The following is an 18,789-nucleotide window of genomic DNA, read 5'->3' on the forward strand; positions in this document are numbered from 1 at the left end:
AATCTCACCAGTGAACATTATTTTGTTATTTTACCTGCCAAAACGTAAGATTATACAATGAAAGACGCAATTATATTGGGGATTGAAAGTTCTTGTGATGATACTTCCGCCTCTGTTGTCGCCGGGTGTAAACTATTGAGCAACGTAATAGCTTCTCAAGCCGTACATAGTGCCTATGGTGGGGTAGTACCGGAGCTTGCCTCTCGTGCTCATCAGCAGAATATCGTTCCGGTAGTAAAGCAAGCAATAGAGAAAGCTGGTATAGGCATGAAAGATATAGATGCGATAGGCTTTACTCGTGGGCCAGGTTTGTTGGGTTCTTTACTTGTAGGTAATGGTTTTGCCAAAGGTTTGAGTATTTCTCTTGGCATCCCCCTTGTAGAAGTCAATCATTTGCAGGCTCACGTCCTTGCTCACTTCCTGTACGAAGAGGGGGAATCTCATGAGTCTCCAAATTTTCCCTATCTCTGTCTTTTGGTATCTGGGGGAAACTCTCAGATTATTGTTGTTCGTTCGCCTTTCGATATGGAAGTTATGGGTCAGACGATAGACGATGCCGCAGGGGAGGCTTTCGACAAATGTGCCAAAGTTATGGGTTTAGGTTATCCCGGAGGGCCGGTGATCAATCGATTGGCAACAGAAGGAAATCCTAAAGCTTTTTCTTTTGCCCGCCCCAGAGTGCCGGGTTTGGACTACAGCTTCAGCGGATTAAAAACGAGTTTCCTATATACTTTGCGAGATGAGTTGGCTAAGAATCCCAATTTCGTGGAAGAGCGAAGGGCTGATTTGGCGGCCTCTCTACAGTACACTGTGATCGAGATTTTAATGTCAAAGCTACGATTAGCCAGCAAACAACTTGGAGTCAAACGTGTAGCTCTGGCAGGCGGGGTCTCTGCCAATACCGGATTGCGGGCGGCATTTGAGGCCCATAGAGATCGTTACGGCTGGCAAATATTTATCCCCAAATTTGCCTACACTACGGATAATGCAGCGATGGTAGCCGTGACTGCTTATTTCAAATACAAAGCCGGTGATTTTTGTCCTCTTAATCTCCCTCCATTTGCAAGAGTTAGGGTTTAACAATGGAAAACACGACTACGTTAGTCAAGGCCATAGCCAGCAGTTTGATCGCAGCCAGAGAAACTCTCTCTACGGCAGAAAGCTGTAGTGGTGGAGTTTTGGCTTCCTCAATCACTTCTCAGAGTGGAGCTTCGGCTTATTTCGAGGGAGGAGTGGTAGCCTATTCGTATGCAATTAAAACATCCTTTTTAGGCGTTTCAAGATCAGATCTTTTGACTTATGGAGCCGTTTGCGAGACTGTGGCTGTACAAATGGCAGAAGGGATCAGAAGACGTTGTGGTAGTACTTATGGCTTGGCAACCACTGGCATTGCTGGTCCTGAAGGAGGTAGTCCGGACAAACCTGTCGGCACCGTATGGATAGCTGTAGCTACTCCTGATGGGACCTACACAGAGTGCTTGCATTTGGATGGATCACGACGTGACATAATGGGATTGACAGTCAATCATGTTTTAGATAGGCTTTATAAGCTCATATCGGAAGATAAATCCTGCTAATTACACAGAACACACAGCTTACTTAACTAAGAAAATTATGAAACGTAACTCCTTGTACTTCTCTCTTGCACTTTTGCTCTTCATTGCAGGACAGTTCCCCTCTCAGGCTCAGAAAAATGCAGATAGATATTGCCGTGTGGGAATGTCTTATGAAATAAGCTCCTCCAACAATTGGGGAAAAGGAAAGCCCGTACTTATAGGGGTACAGCCCGGAACCCCTGCTGCTGAAGCTGGTCTCAGAGCTGGCGATATCATTGAGAAAATCAATGGGATTCCTTCCTCTCAGATGAATGCGGAGCAGATCGATGCTGTTCTCCGTAAGAGTGCCGACAATATATTGTTGGAAGTCAGCAATTATAAATATCGAGGAAGACAAATGCCAATGGGGCGTGACTGCTATTCCAGAAATGAGTTTTCCGAAGCTGATATGGCTCAGGCTTTTGCCCATTATAGCTTAGAGGATGAATCGGAGAGACGTCTGGTATATCCTTTTGCATACACTGTTGATTCTCTTTTCTCCTTCGAACATTTCAAGACTTTTGCATTTGCTGTTTCTCAAAACAAAGCAACAGCTGAAGTAGATAAGGCTATCTATGAACTGGTGGCCCAATCTCTCTATGCAAAAGGATTGAGAGAAGACAGTAGCCAGCCCGACATCGTGGTAGATTGCTTCTACGCATTGGCCGCCAATCGATCCTATGATGCCAACTACGCAAAAGAAATTCCCCAACGTACATGGCGCTATGAACCTGCACTGAAAGATATGGTACAAAAACCTTTCTTACCAGTAGGAGCTCCTCGTGAAGCGGCAGAGCATACTCTTTCTTTCGGCTTGAGACTGCTGGATGGTAAGAATACAAATCACTTACTGTGGCAATGTCGAGCAGAAGAATATCTATCCGATCCAATGTCTATTTTCGACTACGCTCAGCTAAGCATTCCTATGATGCTCATGCAATTCCCTTTCGTTCGCTACTACAAAAAGCCGATATATACCATTGCACGTCATAGGTTTCTCTATACGGGGGTTCGTTATCGTGCTGATATGCCCTCGGAAGTATTCTCTGTAGATTTTAATTCCCCGGCAGCAAAGGCAGGGATATTGGCTCATGATAGGATCATAGCGATCAATGGACAAGAATTAGGAGCTAAATCTGCCACACAACATTCCAGTGAATACAAAGATTTTCTAAGCCATACACTCCATTACCGAGATGTGGCAACCTCTTTCACGGATAGTCGAGGAATTGAGCACTGCCGTTATTGGCACAAAGAGCACTACGACAAACTTGCTAAAATATTCAGTGGGAAAAAATTCAATACTCCTTTTGCCTATCTCTTTTTCTTTCGTCCTTATATTAATTCAGAGCAGATGTCTTCTATTGTGTTTGAAGTCGCTAACGAATTTGGGCGTCGAGCTGTAATCGTTTCACCAAGCCCGATAGACAATTCATATGTATCCCTTTACTAATCAAGATCTTATTTTGGAAGAACAACAATTGAATGAATCATTAAAACCTATTTGTCCTTGTCTGGGGATAACCTCCTCTCTCAGGATAAACAGATTGGTTGAAATAGGGGCTTATGTCGATGCTGCAGGTGTAGAGGTACTATTGCCTCGTAGGTATTTGCCCACAGGTGCTGCAGAAGGCCAAATGATCGATGCCTTTGTCTATCACGACAATGAGGGACGACTAATTGCGACTACTCTGCATCCTTTAGTCGAAGTAGGGCAGGTGGCTACCCTTACGGCCGTTAATGTGACCCGGCATGGAGCCTTTATGCAATGGGGAATCCATCGAGATTTGTTTGTGCCTTATGCTGAACAAAGCGATGAAATTCGAGAGGGGTACACTTATTTGGTTTATGCCTACATAGATGAATTGAGCGGGAAGATAGTTGGCTCGACAAAATTGTCCAAACATTTGGGAAATGTTCCTCCTTTGTACAAGCCGGGAGACAAAGTTGAAATTCAAGTTTATGGGCGGAATGACTATGGCTATAGGGTTGTGGTGGATCACCAACATTGGGGGATGATATACTATTCGGATATCTCGACTCACCTCTCTCATGGGGATAAGTCTGAGGCTTATGTTATCCGAGTGAGAGAAGATGGTCGTCTGGATCTCTCTCTTTCTGCTGTAGGCTATGGTAAAATAGCCTCTGAAGCAGAATGGCTGATGCAATTGCTCCACAAACACAATGGACATTTGCCGATAGGGGACAAAAGCAGCCCAGAAAAGATTCGATCTGTCTGCAAAATGAGTAAGAAGACCTTCAAGACAGCAGTCGGGATGCTGTACAAAGAGGGCAGGATCGTAATAGATGCAAACTTTATAGCATTAAAAGAGAAGTAGGATTGAGGGAGAATTCTTTCTATAGTATATGTCAGAGAATGTATCCGTATCTCAGAGGATGTGAGATATATGGAATATTTTTTTGGTGCAATCTGACGGAAATATCAATCGAAATATGTATATTTGCGCGGTATAGGTAATAAAAGATGACAGAAAATATATAAAGCGAATTAGTCAACTATGAAAAAGACAGCTACATTTTTATGTGCATTAGCCCTTGTCATGGGTTCAATGAGTGCACAAGAGGAGCGTTTGATAACCACCGACATTACTCCTTTCTCCCTACAGACTCCCTCGAACTCTTTTGGAGCTGGAAAATACCAGTGGAAGCCCTTGAGGACTACTAATGTTGAGCTCAAAGATGTTCTTCACAATAGAACCTATAACATGGATGCTATCCTGAAGGAAGGAAAGTCTGTTTTGATAGACTTCTCTGCTGTTTGGTGTGGCCCATGTTGGACGCTTCACCAGTCTGGGAACTTGGATAAGATTTTGAGGGAATTGGGTCCTGAAGGAAAGAATAAACTCGAACTCTTTTGGGTTGATATAGAGGGCTCCAGTATGGAAGTTTGGAAAGGTAAAAAACCTAGTTTAGGAGACTGGACTCATAATGAGACATGGATTGTCCCGATGGTTTCTGATGCTGATCTTTCCGGTAAGATTGGGGTTCCTGTAAAATTTGTTCCTACGCTAGTCTTGATTGGACCTGATGGCAAGTATATAGACGTCGCTGGTCCGGTCAGAAGTGGAAATATAACGGCTTTAGAGGATATCATGAGTGATAACATTACTCCCAATGACAAGCCTCAGGTGGTAGTAAAACCTTCTCGCTCTGTTTTGACTAAGGAGAGTATTGTGCTCTCTGTCAAAGTTGTTTCTATCCCAGAAGTTACCTATCAATGGACAATAGCAGGAGCAACTCCGAATTCTTCTACAGAGGCAACTCCCACTTGTGTATGGGCTACACCGGGAGAATATGAAGTGAAACTTGTTGTTACCAACAAGAATGGTTCTACAGAAGAGAAATTTATAGTGAAGGCAGAAGACAAAATACTTGTCAAGACATTCCCTTACAAGGAGGGGTTCAATGATGTAGATTTGTCTCCTCAATGGAAAACGATTGATGCTAATGGCGATGGAAGTACTTGGGAGACGACCATCAATGCTGTGGCTCCTTTTGGTGTTTCTGCTGATTTTGCCCAGAGTATTTCTCCGGACAAAAGCAGGAACAATATGCTCAATTGGTCTTTTCTGCCAAGTAGTATTGATGGAGGGGGTATACAGGGAAAATCTGTGTTCCCAAAGGATTATCTAATATCTCCTCAGATTGAGATTCCCAATGACGAAGATGCCAAGCCGGGATGTGTAATCTATGCATTAGAGTTGAGTCAAGAGAATAATACGATTGGTACAACGTCTATGTATGTGTCTACGACAGGACTGAAGCTGGATGACTTTACTGAGCAGGTACTGAGTCCTTCTGTACTGATAGGCAGCAATGGTTGGAAGAGCTATGCCGTTGATCTGAGTAAATTCAAAGGTCAAAAGATTTATGTAGCCATCGTACACGAGGATAAAGGAGACAAAGGACTTGCTCGAGTATTGGATAACTTCACAGTTACTATGGATGGGACCATTTCTACCAAGCCTATCGCTTCTGTAGCAGCGATTGTTACGAACTACGATGCTGCTGCGGCTGTACTTACAGTGGAGGCAGAAGGCTTACGTAGCGTGAGACTGTTTGACACGAATGGACGTGTTGTTGCTTTTGCCGAGGGAACCGATTGTCTGGAATTGAGCTTAGGGGATTTGGCACCTGATGTGTATGTAGTACAGATCAATACAAAGGACGGTGTTGAGGTTCGCAAGTTGATGATTCAGTAAATCGAATAAATAGACATGTATCTGAGAGAGGGGAGCACTTGAAAGTGCTCCCCTCTTTTTTTGATTTCATTTCATCAAAGTCTGGAGCTTTTTTCTTGAGTTCCAGTGTAGAGATACCAAACAAGAGACTTGCTTGTGTTGATTGTTATGTATCTTTGCGACTGAGGCTTCCGGTTCTTGCTCTGAACTTATCGAAAGTGATCTTGAGAATAGAGGACTTCAAGAGAAGAACAGAAGGGAGGACCTAAGATGAAACAAAGGATACAATCAGCATAGCAATTATGTGTGGAATAGTTGGATATATAGGACGCAGAGATGCTTATCCCTTTCTTATTTCCGGACTTAAACGTCTTGAATACAGAGGGTATGACAGTGCAGGTATTGCCCTGCATTCCCAAAACAAGAAACTCAATGTGTACAAGACCAAAGGGAAGGTAGAAAACCTCGAAAATTGTATGCAAAATGAGGACAAATCTGGCTATATAGGCATTGCACATACTCGTTGGGCAACACACGGAGAACCATCCGATTTGAATGCACACCCACACTATTCCTCCAATGGTCAACTCGCATTGGTGCATAATGGCATCATAGAGAACTATCGTGATATTAAGAGCGATCTGGAGGAGAAGGGCTATACATTCCGTAGCGATACGGATACAGAGGTCTTGGTGCAATTGATTTCCTATGTCAAATCCGCTTACAAGTTGAACACATTCGAGGCCACACAGCTTGCCCTAAAACAAGTGATCGGAGCTTATGCTATTGCTGTATTGAGTTTAGATGAGCCAGATCGTATCGTGGCTGCTCGCAAGAGCAGCCCTTTGGTAATTGGCATAGGGCAAGATGAGTTTTATTTGGCATCTGATGCTTCGCCCATCGTAGCCTACACCAAAGATGTAGTTTATCCGGAGGACAATGAAGTAATAGAGCTGATGCTCGGCCGTTCTATCCGAATAGAAAACTTGGAAAAACAAGCTGTATTTCACGAGGAGCAAAAAATCACCTTGGATATTGGCATGATAGAGAAAGGAGGTTACCCTCATTTTATGCTCAAAGAGATATTCGATCAGCCAAGAGTTTTGAGAGACTGTATGAGGGGGCGCATAAATGCCGATGCAAGTTTGGTAACCCTGTCTTCCATCATAGACTATCGTGAACGATTGTTGGCTGCACAGCGTTTTATTATCACAGCCTGCGGTACTTCTTGGCATGCTGCTCTGATTGGCAAACAGTTGATTGAGTCTATTGCTCGGATTCCGGTAGAAGTGGAGTACGCCTCGGAATTTAGATACCGAGACCCGGTGATTATGTCGAACGATGTCGTGATCGCCATTTCACAATCGGGAGAGACAGCTGATACCTTGGCCGCAGTCAAACTAGCTAAGAGCTATGGTGCATACGTATATGGTATATGCAACTCTATAGGTTCCTCTATTGCACGAGAGTCTGATACAGGCACTTATATACACGTGGGGCCCGAGATTGGAGTTGCTTCGACAAAGGCTTTTACTGGACAAGTCTGTGTACTGGTGATGTTAGCTTTGTGTCTGGCTCGTGAAAAAGGTACAATAGAGCCAATGAGATATAAGGAATTAGTGCAACAGTTAGCCGGTGTTCCCGATGACATAGAGGAGATATTGGCTTCAGCATCACAAATAGAGAAGCTGGCACCTATTTTTACCTATGCGCGTAACTTCCTTTACTTGGGGCGTGGGTATAACTACCCAGTGGCATTGGAAGGGGCTCTCAAATTGAAAGAGATATCCTACATACACGCTGAAGGATATCCAGCTGCTGAAATGAAGCACGGTCCTATAGCTTTGATAGACGAAGAGATGCCGGTTGTATTTATCGCCTCACACAATAGCCTATACGAAAAAGTCTTGAGCAATATCCAAGAGGTCAAGGCTCGTAAGGGACGTATATTGGCCATCGTAAGCAAGGGGGATACAGACATATGTCAGATGGCAGATTATGTAATTGAGTTGCCCTCTATCGATCCAGCTCTTGAGCCGTTGCTGACTGTAATCCCACTGCAGCTTTTATCTTATTATATAGCTGTAACCAAAGGTAGAGATGTAGACCAACCTCGCAATTTGGCGAAGAGTGTCACGGTAGAATAAAGGATATGAGAGCTTCTCCTTATTGTTCTATAGCCGAACTTTTTTCTCTCCCTTGTTCGGATTCTTCCGCATTCGTACTCATTCAGATGCCCGGCAGTGTAGCCCAGTATTGGCATTGCCCGACTTACTCAGCAGTGCAAAAGCTTCAAGATCTTACTTCTGAGGAGGGGTTTGTGTTCGCCCCTTTCTGTGCTACGGCACAAACCCCGATTTATTTTCTTCCTCCATTAGATGTAAGGGAATTTCCTCTCTCTACTTCTATTTCATTTCCATCTCATTCTACCGTTTCTTCTAAAGAGTCCGTTTTTGGTAAAAGAGATTACAAACCCAATGACACATACCAATCGGCATTTACCTCTTTCCACTCAGCAGTACGCTCAGGGCAATTCTCCAAGTTAGTCCTTAGCCGAGAGGAGGTATTGTCTCTTCAGGATACAATTACCCCGATAGATCTTTTTGCTGATCTTTTGAACTTGCAACAACCGGGAGCCAAATACCTGATTTTTATTCCTGAGATAGGGTTTTGGCTGGGTGCTACTCCGGAAGTTTTGCTCTGTAGCTCTCCACAAGAAACATATACCATGGCATTGGCCGGTACCAAAGCCCTTGGAAGAGAGTTTGAGATCGGTCAAGACTGTGAAGATTTTTTTGGTGCAAAAAACAATTCCGAACATGAGGTCGTGGTCGACCATATACGTACTGTCCTATGCTCGGAAGGTATCAAACTTGGTAAGACAGAAAAACGGGCACTGAAATCCTATAATGTGCAGCATCTTTGTACCAGATTCGATTTTGACAATTCGGATCATCTTGTTATAGCACGCTTAGTGGATAAGCTCCATCCAACTCCTGCCGTCTGTGGTATTCCCACAGAAAAAGCAAAGGATTTTATCCGAAAATATGAAGGCTATGAGCGTAGGTATTATGCTGGTTATCTTGGTTATTGGCAATACAGGCAACAAACCGAACTGTATGTCAATCTCCGTTCCGCATCCATAGACAAAGAAGGGAGTCTGCAAGCCCATTTGTATGCTGGAGGAGGGATTATGCCAGACTCTGACTATCTCTCCGAATGGGAGGAAACGAAGCTGAAAATGCAGCCTATGCACGCTCTCCTATCCCCATATATTACCCACTATTGTTTGCAATGAGAGGAAACGCATTCTATTCCTACAAATCTCTCTGTATTTTGCTATGAGTTTTTCTGCCAAGCCTCATGTACAACTATTGATAGGCCTACTAAGAGATTATAATATCCAACATTTGGTTGTTTGTCCGGGATCTCGAAATTCACCTATAATAGAGACTGCATATGAGCTACAGGCTTTTCATCTGCATTCCGTTGTTGATGAACGTTCTGCCGGATATGTGGCATTGGGGTTATCTGAGGTTTTGAATCAACCGGTAGCTGTCTGTTGCACTTCCGGAACAGCCCTGCACAACTTGGGCTCATCCATTGCAGAAGCCTATTTCAGAAGGATTCCATTACTCGTCATATCTGCTGATAGACCAAGCCGGGAGCTTTTTCAGCTTGATGGGCAGACAATCCCTCAAACCAATATATTTAGACGAATCACGCTACACTCTCTGGATGTAGAGGAGACGTACAACGATGATGATTTGGGAGCTTTGGCAAGAGATCTCAGCATGGCACTACTTTCTCTATTCCAACTTCCTAAAGGGCCTGTACATATAAACATACACATTCAAGATCCTGTACACGAGAGTGGCGATTGGTTGTACCAAACTGGGAGAAGAGTTAGGAGAGTAGGTCGATCTATAAATCCTCGATTTGAAGAGGTGAATTGGGAGAGCCTCCCGCGCAAAAGGGTGATGCTCCTGTTAGGACAAGAGGGTTTTGATCCTAATACAAGTCTGGCTATACGAAGGTTGAAAAGTCTTGGCTGTGTAGTCTTGGCCGAGCATACGGCTAATTTGAAGCCTGAGGATGATGTCATTAAGTTTTTCGATACGATCCTGTACGTAACAGACAAAAAAGAGTTCCCGTCTTTGGCTCCTGACCTGTTGATCACAGCAGGTGGGCATATCATTTCCAAGCGAATCAAACAGTTGCTCCGCCAATACAAACCTTGCGGACATTGGCATGTTGGGATAGACAGCTCGACTCCCATCCCTGATCCATACTTAAGTCTTACGCATATCTTTGATGTAGACCTGCCAACCTTTGCCATAAGTTTGGAACAGTATTTAAGAGAGAACTCTATCCCCAGCTTAGGTTCTGAAGAATACTTACAGAAATGGGAAGGTCTTCAGCTGCAGGTTCCTATGCCTCCTATCAATAATATCAAAAATGGACTGTCTGCCATTGGTCTGTTCCTTTCTCGTTGCAAGGCCGGAAATCATCTCTTATTAGGTAATAGCTCCATCATCAGGCTGGCTCAGCTTTATCCCTTGCCTTTCTTTTGTCACATCTATGCTAATAGAGGAACATCGGGTATAGATGGCCTTCTTTCAACGGCCGTAGGTATTGCTTTAGGCACTGCCGAAGAAGTTTGGGCTATCGTTGGAGACTTGAGTGCTTTCTACGACATGAACATCCTACGACATGATTTGCCCTCCAATCTGCGTATTATTGTCCTCAATAATGGAGGAGGTGGGATTTTCTTTCAGTTGCCTTCTCTGCAAGACAAGTCCTCTTTGAAGCAATACATTGGAGCAAGCCATAGTTGTTCCATGCAAGGCTGGGCAGAAGAAGCCGGGTTGGACTATTTCCAACCACAAACAGCACAGCAATTTCTGAAAGCCCTTGACAGAAAACATCCGACCAAAGCCTCTTTGATAGAAATATTCACGGATATCCGGAAGGATACCGAAGCTATACAAGACTATCGAGCACACGTATTCGATGCACTAAAACAAACTAAATCCTAATTACATGTAAGTCTATGCAAACTCAATGGACAAGTATCAAGCAATACGAAGACATTTTATTCGATTTTTTTGAAGGGATCGCCAAAATCACGATCAACAGACCTCATGTGCGCAATGCCTTTACTCCGCTCACGACAAGCGAAATATCCGATGCTTTGAGGATTTGCAGGGAAGACCCGAAGATAAGGGTTGTTGTATTGACAGGGGCCGGAGACAAAGCTTTTTGTAGCGGAGGTGATCAAAATGCCAAAGGCAAAGGTGGTTATGTGGGGCAGGATGGCGTTCCTCGACTAAATGTATTGGATGTCCAGAAGCAAATCCGTTCATTACCTAAGCCCGTAATTGCCATGGTCAATGGCTATGCTATTGGAGGAGGTCATGTCCTTCATGTTGTGTGCGACCTGAGTATCGCAAGTGAAAATGCTCGTTTTGGACAAACCGGACCCAAAGTTGGTAGTTTCGACGCCGGATTTGGAGCCTCTTTTTTAGCCCGATGTGTGGGACAAAAGAAAGCACGTGAGATTTGGTTCCTGTGTCGGCAATACTCTGCCCAAGAAGCGTTGGATATGGGACTGGTCAATGCTGTAGTGCCATTTGATAAGTTAGAAGAGGAAGTGATTAAGTGGGCAAAAGAAATCATGGTACATAGTCCTCTGGCTATAAGGTTACTCAAAGCCGGCTTCAATGCCGAGTTGGACGGGCAAGCCGGTATTCAAGAATTGGCGGGAGATGCCACTTTGCTCTATTACCTTACAGACGAAGCTCAAGAAGGTCGGGATGCTTTTCTGGAGAAACGCTCACCGGACTTTGACCAATATCCCATGTTCCCATAAATGAGGTGGCAAAGGTAAAGGTCTTTAGACAAGAGCTGAAGTTTGCTCACCCGGCTATTACATCCAGAGGGATTTACCGTAGCCGGAATGTTTGGTTTTTGGTTTATTATCCGCAAGATGACAGTGCTGTTCATCATATTGGTGAAATAGCTCCGCTCTATGATCTCTCTCCGGAGTATCACCCGGGGTTTGAGGAGGAAATCATATCCTGTGCACAGTCAATGGAAGAAATATCGCCCGCCACTCTTCTGCAGGATTGTAGAGCCTCCTCCATTCGTTTCGCTTTGGACTGTATATCGAGACAAAATCAAAGCCTCCCTCACGCACCTTTCGATGAAGTACCTATCCCGGTCAATGGCCTCATTTGGATGGGAACTAAGGAACAGATGACTGCTCGAATGAAGGAGAAACTCCAAGCTGGCTTTCGCTGCATCAAACTCAAAATTGGAGGGATCGATTTTGAGGAGGAGTTATCTATACTACAAGAGCTCCGCAATCTGGCCGGCACAGATATCACAATCCGGCTGGATGCCAATGGAGCTTGGCAAGACTACGATACTGCCATGAAACGCTTGGAAGCTTTGGCTCCCTTCGGGATTCACTCCATAGAACAACCAGTATTGGCCGGTCTTACTGAGACAAGTGCAAAAGTGTGTCGACAAAGTCCTGTTCCAATTGCACTGGATGAAGAGCTTATTGGTATTTGGTCAAAGCAGGAGCGAGAGGTTTTGTTAGCCACCATTCGTCCTCAGTATTTGGTACTCAAACCAACCTTACATGGAGGATTGAGTGGAGCGGAAGAATGGATTCGATTAGCAAAGCAATATGCAGCTGGTTATTGGGTGACCTCTGCTCTGGAGAGCAATGTGGGATTGCGAGCCTTGGCCGAATGGATTTTACCTACACGACCCCTCTTGGCACAAGGCCTTGGCACAGGAGATCTCTACCTGAACAATATGCCCCGTAACCATCGGTTACATAAGGGATATTTCTATCTTGTGAGTCATTCTCCCTATTCTGTTTCTGATTTGAAAGGATCTCTCCCTGTATATGGATAGTTGCTTTATGTATAATAGATTGGGTATGTGTTAATGTGGTTTGTCTCTTTGAAAATGCCGATGAATAGGCTGTTCTGAGGGGGACAAAATTCTCTCCTGAGAAAAATTTTGCTCTCTCCTGTGTTAGCGAAAATTCTCTCAGGAGAGAATTTTTATTTCCTCCTATGGTAATATTTTGCCCATGTATAGCTTCCTTTTTATAACAAGCTTTAACGATGGACTGTGCTAAAAATAGAGATAATCAGAATAAACAAAAACAGTAGGACCTTTGAACTATGGGCTTTAATTCTTTCGATGTTTGACGTGCGTTGTTTTTACAAAATAATGCTCTTTCAACCGATTCTCTATTTCGCTGTCTATATTGATACTTTCGAGCTGCATCATTAAGAGTTACATTGGTCATTCAAATCGATTGAGTTTCTAAATCGGAAAACTTTAGTCTAAATCATGATTACATAGAACCTCATTGATGAAATCATAATATGCTGTTTTCCATATTGTTATAATATACTCTGTTGGATGCTTAATTTTCATTTTGGAAAACTTTAGTTGTCTGATCTGGAAGTTTATTATCCAATTTGATTTGTTTTAGTTCCCAAATCTAATTGTTTTCTATCCGTTTTTGTGTAGTTTTGTGGCATCTATAGAGAGGTTCTTCTTTCAATCTTTAAGAGAAAAAGAGCTAAATCCTTGGATGCTAATAGAAAAACAGATAAACGCATAAAACGAACAATGGAAAATTCACAATCTCCAGAGCTATACATCGTCAAGCGCGATGGAAAGGTTCAGATTTTCGACCCCAATAAGATCCGACAGGCGATCATCAAGGCTTATAGAGCTGGTGGTATCAATGAAGACGGCAATAAAGTAGATCGGATTGTAGCCCACATCACCGATCTGGCCAAACAAAGTCCCGAAAGGAAGTTGGCAGTGGAGGAGATACAGGATTTAGTAGAGCAACAACTGATGAGCTGCGACCCTTATATCGCCAAAAAGTACATCATATATAGGGAGTGGCGTAATGTGGAGCGCGATAGAAAAACTTCTCTGAAGCAGACCATGGATGGAATCGTGAAAATAGAAAAGAACGATACCAATTTGGGGAATGCCAACATGAGTGCTCACACCCCATCTGGACAAATGATGACTTTTGCTTCAGAAATCACCAAGGACTATACACGCAAATATTTACTATCTCCTATTTATAGCCGAGCGCATAACAATGGGGACATACACATCCATGACCTCGACTATTACCCCACTAAGACAACCACTTGTGTGCAATATGACTTGGAAGATATATTCGAGAGGGGATTCCGTACTAAGAACGGTAGTGTACGTACGCCACAGAGTATCCGCAGCTATGCAACTTTGGCCACGATAGTGTTTCAGACAAATCAGAATGAGCAGCACGGAGGACAATCCATACCGGCTTTTGATTTTTTCATGGCTCCCGGTGTGGCCAAGTCTTATCGTAAGCACATAGTAAATAATCTCTCTTTCATACTTGATCTGAAGTCAACACCGTCGAACAGGGATCTGTCGTCTTTGGTTGAGAAAATTGCACCCAAACTCACGGAAAACCAAGAAGAAGCCAAGCGAGTAACCACCGCCTTGCAAGCCACCGGCTTAGCCTTGGATTTGCATGAAGTTTCGCATGCCCTAAAAAATGCCTATGTGGCCACGCGCAAGGACACACATCAAGCTATGGAAGGATTTGTTCATAACCTCAATACAATGCATTCTCGTGGAGGAAATCAAGTCGTTTTCAGCTCAGTGAACTATGGAACGGATACCAGCCCAGAGGGGCGTATGGTGATTTTGGAGCTTCTCAAGGCTACACAAGAAGGTCTCGGTCAGGGAGAAGTGCCCATATTCCCGATACAAATTTTTAAGGTCAAAGAGGGAATAAACTATTGCGAAGAAGACTACGAATTGGCAATAAGTCAGTTCGACAAAGCTCTCAATGGAGAATTGCAATACAAGACTCCTAACTTCGATTTGCTGATAGAGAGTTGCAAGGCTACAGCCAAGGCTTTGTTCCCGAATTTCCTATTCCTCGATACTCCATTCAACAGCAATGAGCTATGGAAAGCAGATGACCCCAAACGTTATCTCTACGAGGTGGCCACAATGGGCTGTCGTACTCGTGTATTTGAGAATTTGAGAGGGGTAAAGTCCAGCGTAGGCCGTGGAAATCTCTCTTTCACTTCTATCAATATGCCTCGGTTGGCGATAGAAGCGATACGAGAAGCAGAGGAGTTTAGCCCTGATGGAAGCAAAGAGCAACTCAGGAGAGAGGCCCGGATTATCTTTTTCGATAAGGTTCGCAAAATGTCTGTCTTGGTTGCTGATCAACTTTATGATCGTTATTGTTACCAAAGGAAGGCTTTGGCTAGGCAATTCCCCTTCATGATGCGAAACGATGTGTGGAAAGGAGGACAAGCTCTTCAACCTCAAGACGAAGTTGGTGATGTCATAGCTTCCGGCACACTGGGTATCGGTTTTATCGGGGGGCATAATGCCATGGTAGCTATCTATGGAGAAGGACATGCACATAATAAGGAAGCATACAATACTCTATATGAGGCTATACAGGTAATGAATGAAGTGGCTAACGAGTACAAACGGAAATACAATCTGAACTATTCTGTGCTGGCAACTCCGGCCGAAGGTCTCTCTGGTCGCTTCACTCGTATGGATCGTAAGAAGTACGGTATTATACCCGGCGTGACAGATCTGGATTATTACGTCAATTCCTTCCATATCGATGTGCGTGAACCAGTGGGAATAGCCGAGAAAATCAAATTGGAAGCACCTTTCCATGCCATCACTACCGGTGGACACATTACCTATGTAGAACTTGATGGCGAGGCAAAGAAGAATGTATCGGTTATCCTCAAGATTGTTCGTACCATGAAACAGGAGCAAATAGGGTACGGCTCAATCAATCATCCAATAGACACTTGTCTCAAGTGTGGTTATAAAGGTGTTATCTATACCAAATGTCCTATTTGCAAGTCCGAACAGATAGAGCGACTGAGACGTATCACCGGATATCTCACTGGTAGTCTGGATAGTTGGAATAGTGCCAAGCAAGCCGAAGAGCATGATAGGATAAAGCATCACTAAAAGTCTTTTAATCTCCATATTAGGTACAGCGATCCCGATCGGAGGTTTTGTTTTTCCTCCGGTCGGGGACTTGCTACTTCTATATGCGTGTCCTAAATATATATAAGTCCACTATCAGCGATGGCCCTGGCTTGCGCTATTCGATCTATTTGTCAGGCTGTAGACATGCCTGCCCAGGCTGTCATAACCCTCGGTCATGGGATGAAAATTCAGGCATATTACTCACCCCTCAGGCTTTGGATCAGATCACCGAGGAAATTAATAGTGATCCGCTGTTGGATGGAATTACGATTAGTGGAGGAGATCCCTTTTTTAATCCAGCCGAACTAACTGATCTATTGGCCGAGTTAAAAATAAAAACCAACAAAAATATTTGGTGCTATACAGGCTATACGATAGAGACCATTTTGGCCTCCGAGAAATTGAGTGCTCCTCTCCGATACATAGATACGCTTGTGGATGGCCCATTCATCCAATCTCTCTATGATCCTACCTTACTCTGGCGGGGGAGTAGCAATCAACGTGTCATTAGACTACAATCTGGTAGGCCTTTGCCTTGATTGTCAGCGACCTGCAAAAAGGAAGCGGAAAGCATCTTCAACCTTACTGATAGGTATAAGCTTCAGCCTTGTCGTCTTGATCTCTCCATCACTATCCAAATTCCCCTGAGGATAAAGCATTGTATCGAAGCCCAAGCGTTCTGCCTCGGATATTCGTTGTCTGATACGACTAACGGCTCTTATCTCTCCTGCCAACCCCACTTCTCCACATAGGCATACCCCCGGACTGACTGCAATATCCAAGCTTGAGGATAGTATAGCCGAAATAACGGCCAAATCGGCTGCCGGATCAGCAGTGCGTATCCCTCCGGCAATATTCAGAAAGACATCCTTTTCTATCAGTCTGAATCCACTCCTTTTCTCCAATACAGCCAATAGCATATTCAGGCGCCGTATATCAAAACCTGTAGCCGAACGTTGTGGGGTAGAGTAGACAGCCGAACTTACCAAAGCTTGCGTTTCGATGAGCAAACTGCGAGCACCTTCCATGCTGCAAGCAATCGCAATACCGCTAAGTCCAAGGCTCCGATGGTTGATAAGTTGCTCCGATGGATTCTCGACAGGTCTTAATCCTTTCCCTGTCATCTCGTAAATACCAATCTCGGCTGTATTTCCAAAACGATTTTTTATTGCTCGTACCAAACGATACATATGCTGTTTATCTCCCTCAAATTGGAGCACTACATCCACTGTGTGCTCCAATAGTTTAGGGCCAGCTACTTGTCCCTCTTTCGTTATATGTCCTATGAGAATTATCGGTATGCCCGTTATTTTGCAGAATCGTAGAAGCTGGGCTGCCACTTCTCTAATTTGCCCCACAGATCCGGGGGTGCTCTCGGATTGCTCAGTGTAAACAGTTTGTACGGAATCTATCACAAGCAAGTCGGGCTGCAACTTACCAGCTTCAGCCAGTATGTGCTCGATACGGGTCTCTGTATAGATATGACAATGAGACTGTTCTTCTCCAAGGCGATCCGCCCTCAGCTTAATCTGTTTGGCACTTTCCTCTCCCGACACATAGAGCGTTTGTAGATGTTTTGCTTGCATTACGGTCTGCAAAACAAGAGTGCTTTTCCCGATGCCAGGCTCTCCGGCCAGCAAAACAAAGCTCCCAGGTACGAGCCCCGATCCCAACACACGATTAAGCTCCATATCACAAAGGTCGATTCGAGGTTCTTTTTCATAGGAGATTTCGTTTAACCTCTGTGGTGAATTCTCGCTCATGATATCTGTCCATCCATATCTTTTTGCCGGATTATTTGCCGGAGATGGATGTTCAATTTCTTCCTCAATTGTATTCCATTCTCCACAAGCATTGCATTTACCCATCCATTTGGGATAAATGGCACCGCAATTAGTGCAAGCAAAGACAGATTTGAGCTTAGTCATGATTTTTTATTCCCTTACAATAGGCATAGTTGAGCATCGCAGTAGTCCACCCATCTTGGATATCTCGAAATAGGGTACTGGCTCGACCTGTATCCCCCATTCCTCTTGTAGATGGTTGTTCAATCTGGAAAACCTTTGCTCACTGATGACCACAGAGGGGCTGATCGAGAAGATATTCGTATTCATGTAATAGGCCTCTTCTTCTGTAACGGCAAAGAGATTGCTTTTGCCGAAGATTTCCTCTATCACCCCCTTACTTTCCTGATCGGCGAACCCCTTGGGATAGTATATCGCTTTCCCCGTACCGACCGGCTGAAAGGCACAGTCCAGATGAAGTACGCTTTCGGCCGTGTTTTGATCATGTTTTTTTAGGACAATCGGGACAATTGTCTTATGAGGGAAACGATCTCGCAAAAAATCTACTGCATAACGATTGGTCCGAGCTGTTTTATAAGAGTCAAATGTCCCTTCTGGACAAGTTCCGACGAACAAAATATCATCATACAACAGCACATCTCCTCCTTCTACTCGGATAGGGGCAGGCAGTAACTCCAAGTGATCCCCTACTTGAGAAAAAATGTCTGTGAAAGCTTCTGTTTCTCTCGAACGATCTGCAATAAGATTGGCAACAAACAGAGTGTCGTCTATTGTGAAAGCAACATCTCTAGCAAAAACTTGATTGTAATCCTCTAAAGAGGAGGGGCGAAGGACTTCTACTTGGTATTTGTTCAAAATCTCCAGTACCGCCTGCATCTCAATTTTGCAATCTCCTTCCTTAGGATAAATGCCCTTGACTACAGAGTCATAGCTTTTGGCATCATAGGTTTGCTCTATGCTTGGTTCTGGCCCTTGTTTGTCCGGGAGTCCTAGTACGACAGTACATAGTCTCGAGGTCTCATTGGTCACATGTGGAGTTATCATAATTGTGTTTTTGTTCGTGTTTGGTTTTCTTGAAAGAGAGGGATGTGTTGGGAATAAAGG

14 protein-coding genes are annotated in these 18,789 nt (G+C 44.0%); 12 read left to right on the forward strand and 2 right to left on the reverse strand.

Annotated features, from left to right (window positions below; genetic code table 11):
• Positions 1–57: 57 nt before the first annotated feature.
• The 12 genes from tsaD (at position 58) to nrdG (ending at position 16,419) form a co-directional block, all read left to right on the forward strand.
• Positions 58–1,080, forward strand: a complete 1,023-nt coding sequence (gene tsaD, locus B5D48_RS01045) for a tRNA (adenosine(37)-N6)-threonylcarbamoyltransferase complex transferase subunit TsaD (protein WP_023938389.1) — start codon at positions 58–60, stop codon at positions 1,078–1,080.
• A 2-nt stretch (positions 1,081–1,082) separates the two neighbouring features.
• Positions 1,083–1,577: a CinA family protein gene (locus B5D48_RS01050; protein WP_023938388.1), complete on the forward strand. Its 495-nt coding sequence runs from the start codon at positions 1,083–1,085 to the stop codon at positions 1,575–1,577.
• Positions 1,578–1,614: 37 nt separating this feature from the next.
• A complete protein-coding gene (locus B5D48_RS01055) occupies positions 1,615–3,048 on the forward strand; it encodes a PDZ domain-containing protein (RefSeq protein ID WP_023938387.1) in 1,434 nt (477 codons plus the stop codon).
• Positions 3,032–3,934 carry a CvfB family protein gene (locus tag B5D48_RS01060; protein WP_023938386.1) on the forward strand — a complete coding sequence of 301 codons (903 nt, stop codon included), beginning with the start codon at positions 3,032–3,034 and terminating at the stop codon, positions 3,932–3,934. The genes B5D48_RS01055 and B5D48_RS01060 overlap by 17 nt, the downstream gene beginning before the upstream one ends.
• A gap of 180 nt (positions 3,935–4,114) precedes the next feature.
• Positions 4,115–5,818 (forward strand): T9SS-dependent choice-of-anchor J family protein, encoded by a 1,704-nt coding sequence (locus B5D48_RS01065; RefSeq protein ID WP_023938385.1) that lies wholly within the window; start codon positions 4,115–4,117, stop codon positions 5,816–5,818.
• A gap of 281 nt (positions 5,819–6,099) precedes the next feature.
• Positions 6,100–7,944 carry a glutamine--fructose-6-phosphate transaminase (isomerizing) gene (gene glmS, locus B5D48_RS01075; RefSeq protein WP_023938240.1) on the forward strand — a complete coding sequence of 615 codons (1,845 nt, stop codon included), beginning with the start codon at positions 6,100–6,102 and terminating at the stop codon, positions 7,942–7,944.
• Between the two features lie 5 nt (positions 7,945–7,949).
• Positions 7,950–9,095: an isochorismate synthase gene (locus tag B5D48_RS01080; protein ID WP_023938241.1), complete on the forward strand. Its 1,146-nt coding sequence runs from the start codon at positions 7,950–7,952 to the stop codon at positions 9,093–9,095.
• 43 nt (positions 9,096–9,138) lie between these two features.
• Entirely contained in the window at positions 9,139–10,836 is a 1,698-nt protein-coding gene (gene menD / locus B5D48_RS01085) for a 2-succinyl-5-enolpyruvyl-6-hydroxy-3-cyclohexene-1-carboxylic-acid synthase (protein ID WP_023938242.1), read from the forward strand.
• Between the two features lie 14 nt (positions 10,837–10,850).
• Positions 10,851–11,669 carry a 1,4-dihydroxy-2-naphthoyl-CoA synthase gene (gene menB / locus B5D48_RS01090; RefSeq protein WP_023938243.1) on the forward strand — a complete coding sequence of 273 codons (819 nt, stop codon included), beginning with the start codon at positions 10,851–10,853 and terminating at the stop codon, positions 11,667–11,669.
• A gap of 5 nt (positions 11,670–11,674) precedes the next feature.
• The gene (locus B5D48_RS01095; protein ID WP_023938244.1) at positions 11,675–12,727 is read left to right on the forward strand and encodes an o-succinylbenzoate synthase; all 1,053 of its coding nucleotides are present in this window, start codon (positions 11,675–11,677) and stop codon (positions 12,725–12,727) included.
• 732 nt (positions 12,728–13,459) lie between these two features.
• On the forward strand, positions 13,460–15,859 hold the full coding sequence (locus B5D48_RS01100) for an anaerobic ribonucleoside triphosphate reductase (protein ID WP_042120565.1): 2,400 nt from the start codon (positions 13,460–13,462) through the stop codon (positions 15,857–15,859).
• An 83-nt stretch (positions 15,860–15,942) separates the two neighbouring features.
• On the forward strand, positions 15,943–16,419 hold the full coding sequence (nrdG, locus tag B5D48_RS01105; RefSeq protein WP_023938569.1) for an anaerobic ribonucleoside-triphosphate reductase activating protein: 477 nt from the start codon (positions 15,943–15,945) through the stop codon (positions 16,417–16,419).
• Between the two features lie 3 nt (positions 16,420–16,422).
• Here nrdG and radA read toward each other — a convergent pair whose 3' ends face one another.
• Together radA and B5D48_RS01115 are read right to left on the reverse strand one after the other, a co-directional pair.
• Positions 16,423–17,808, reverse strand: coding sequence for a DNA repair protein RadA (radA, locus tag B5D48_RS01110; protein WP_023938572.1), 1,386 nt, complete (start codon positions 17,806–17,808; stop codon positions 16,423–16,425).
• Between the two features lie 6 nt (positions 17,809–17,814).
• Positions 17,815–18,729 (reverse strand): dimethylarginine dimethylaminohydrolase family protein, encoded by a 915-nt coding sequence (locus B5D48_RS01115; protein ID WP_023938574.1) that lies wholly within the window; start codon positions 18,727–18,729, stop codon positions 17,815–17,817.
• Positions 18,730–18,789 lie beyond the last annotated feature (60 nt).

This window comes from Porphyromonas crevioricanis, from assembly GCF_900167225.1.
Classification (GTDB): Bacteria; Bacteroidota; Bacteroidia; order Bacteroidales; family Porphyromonadaceae; genus Porphyromonas; species Porphyromonas crevioricanis.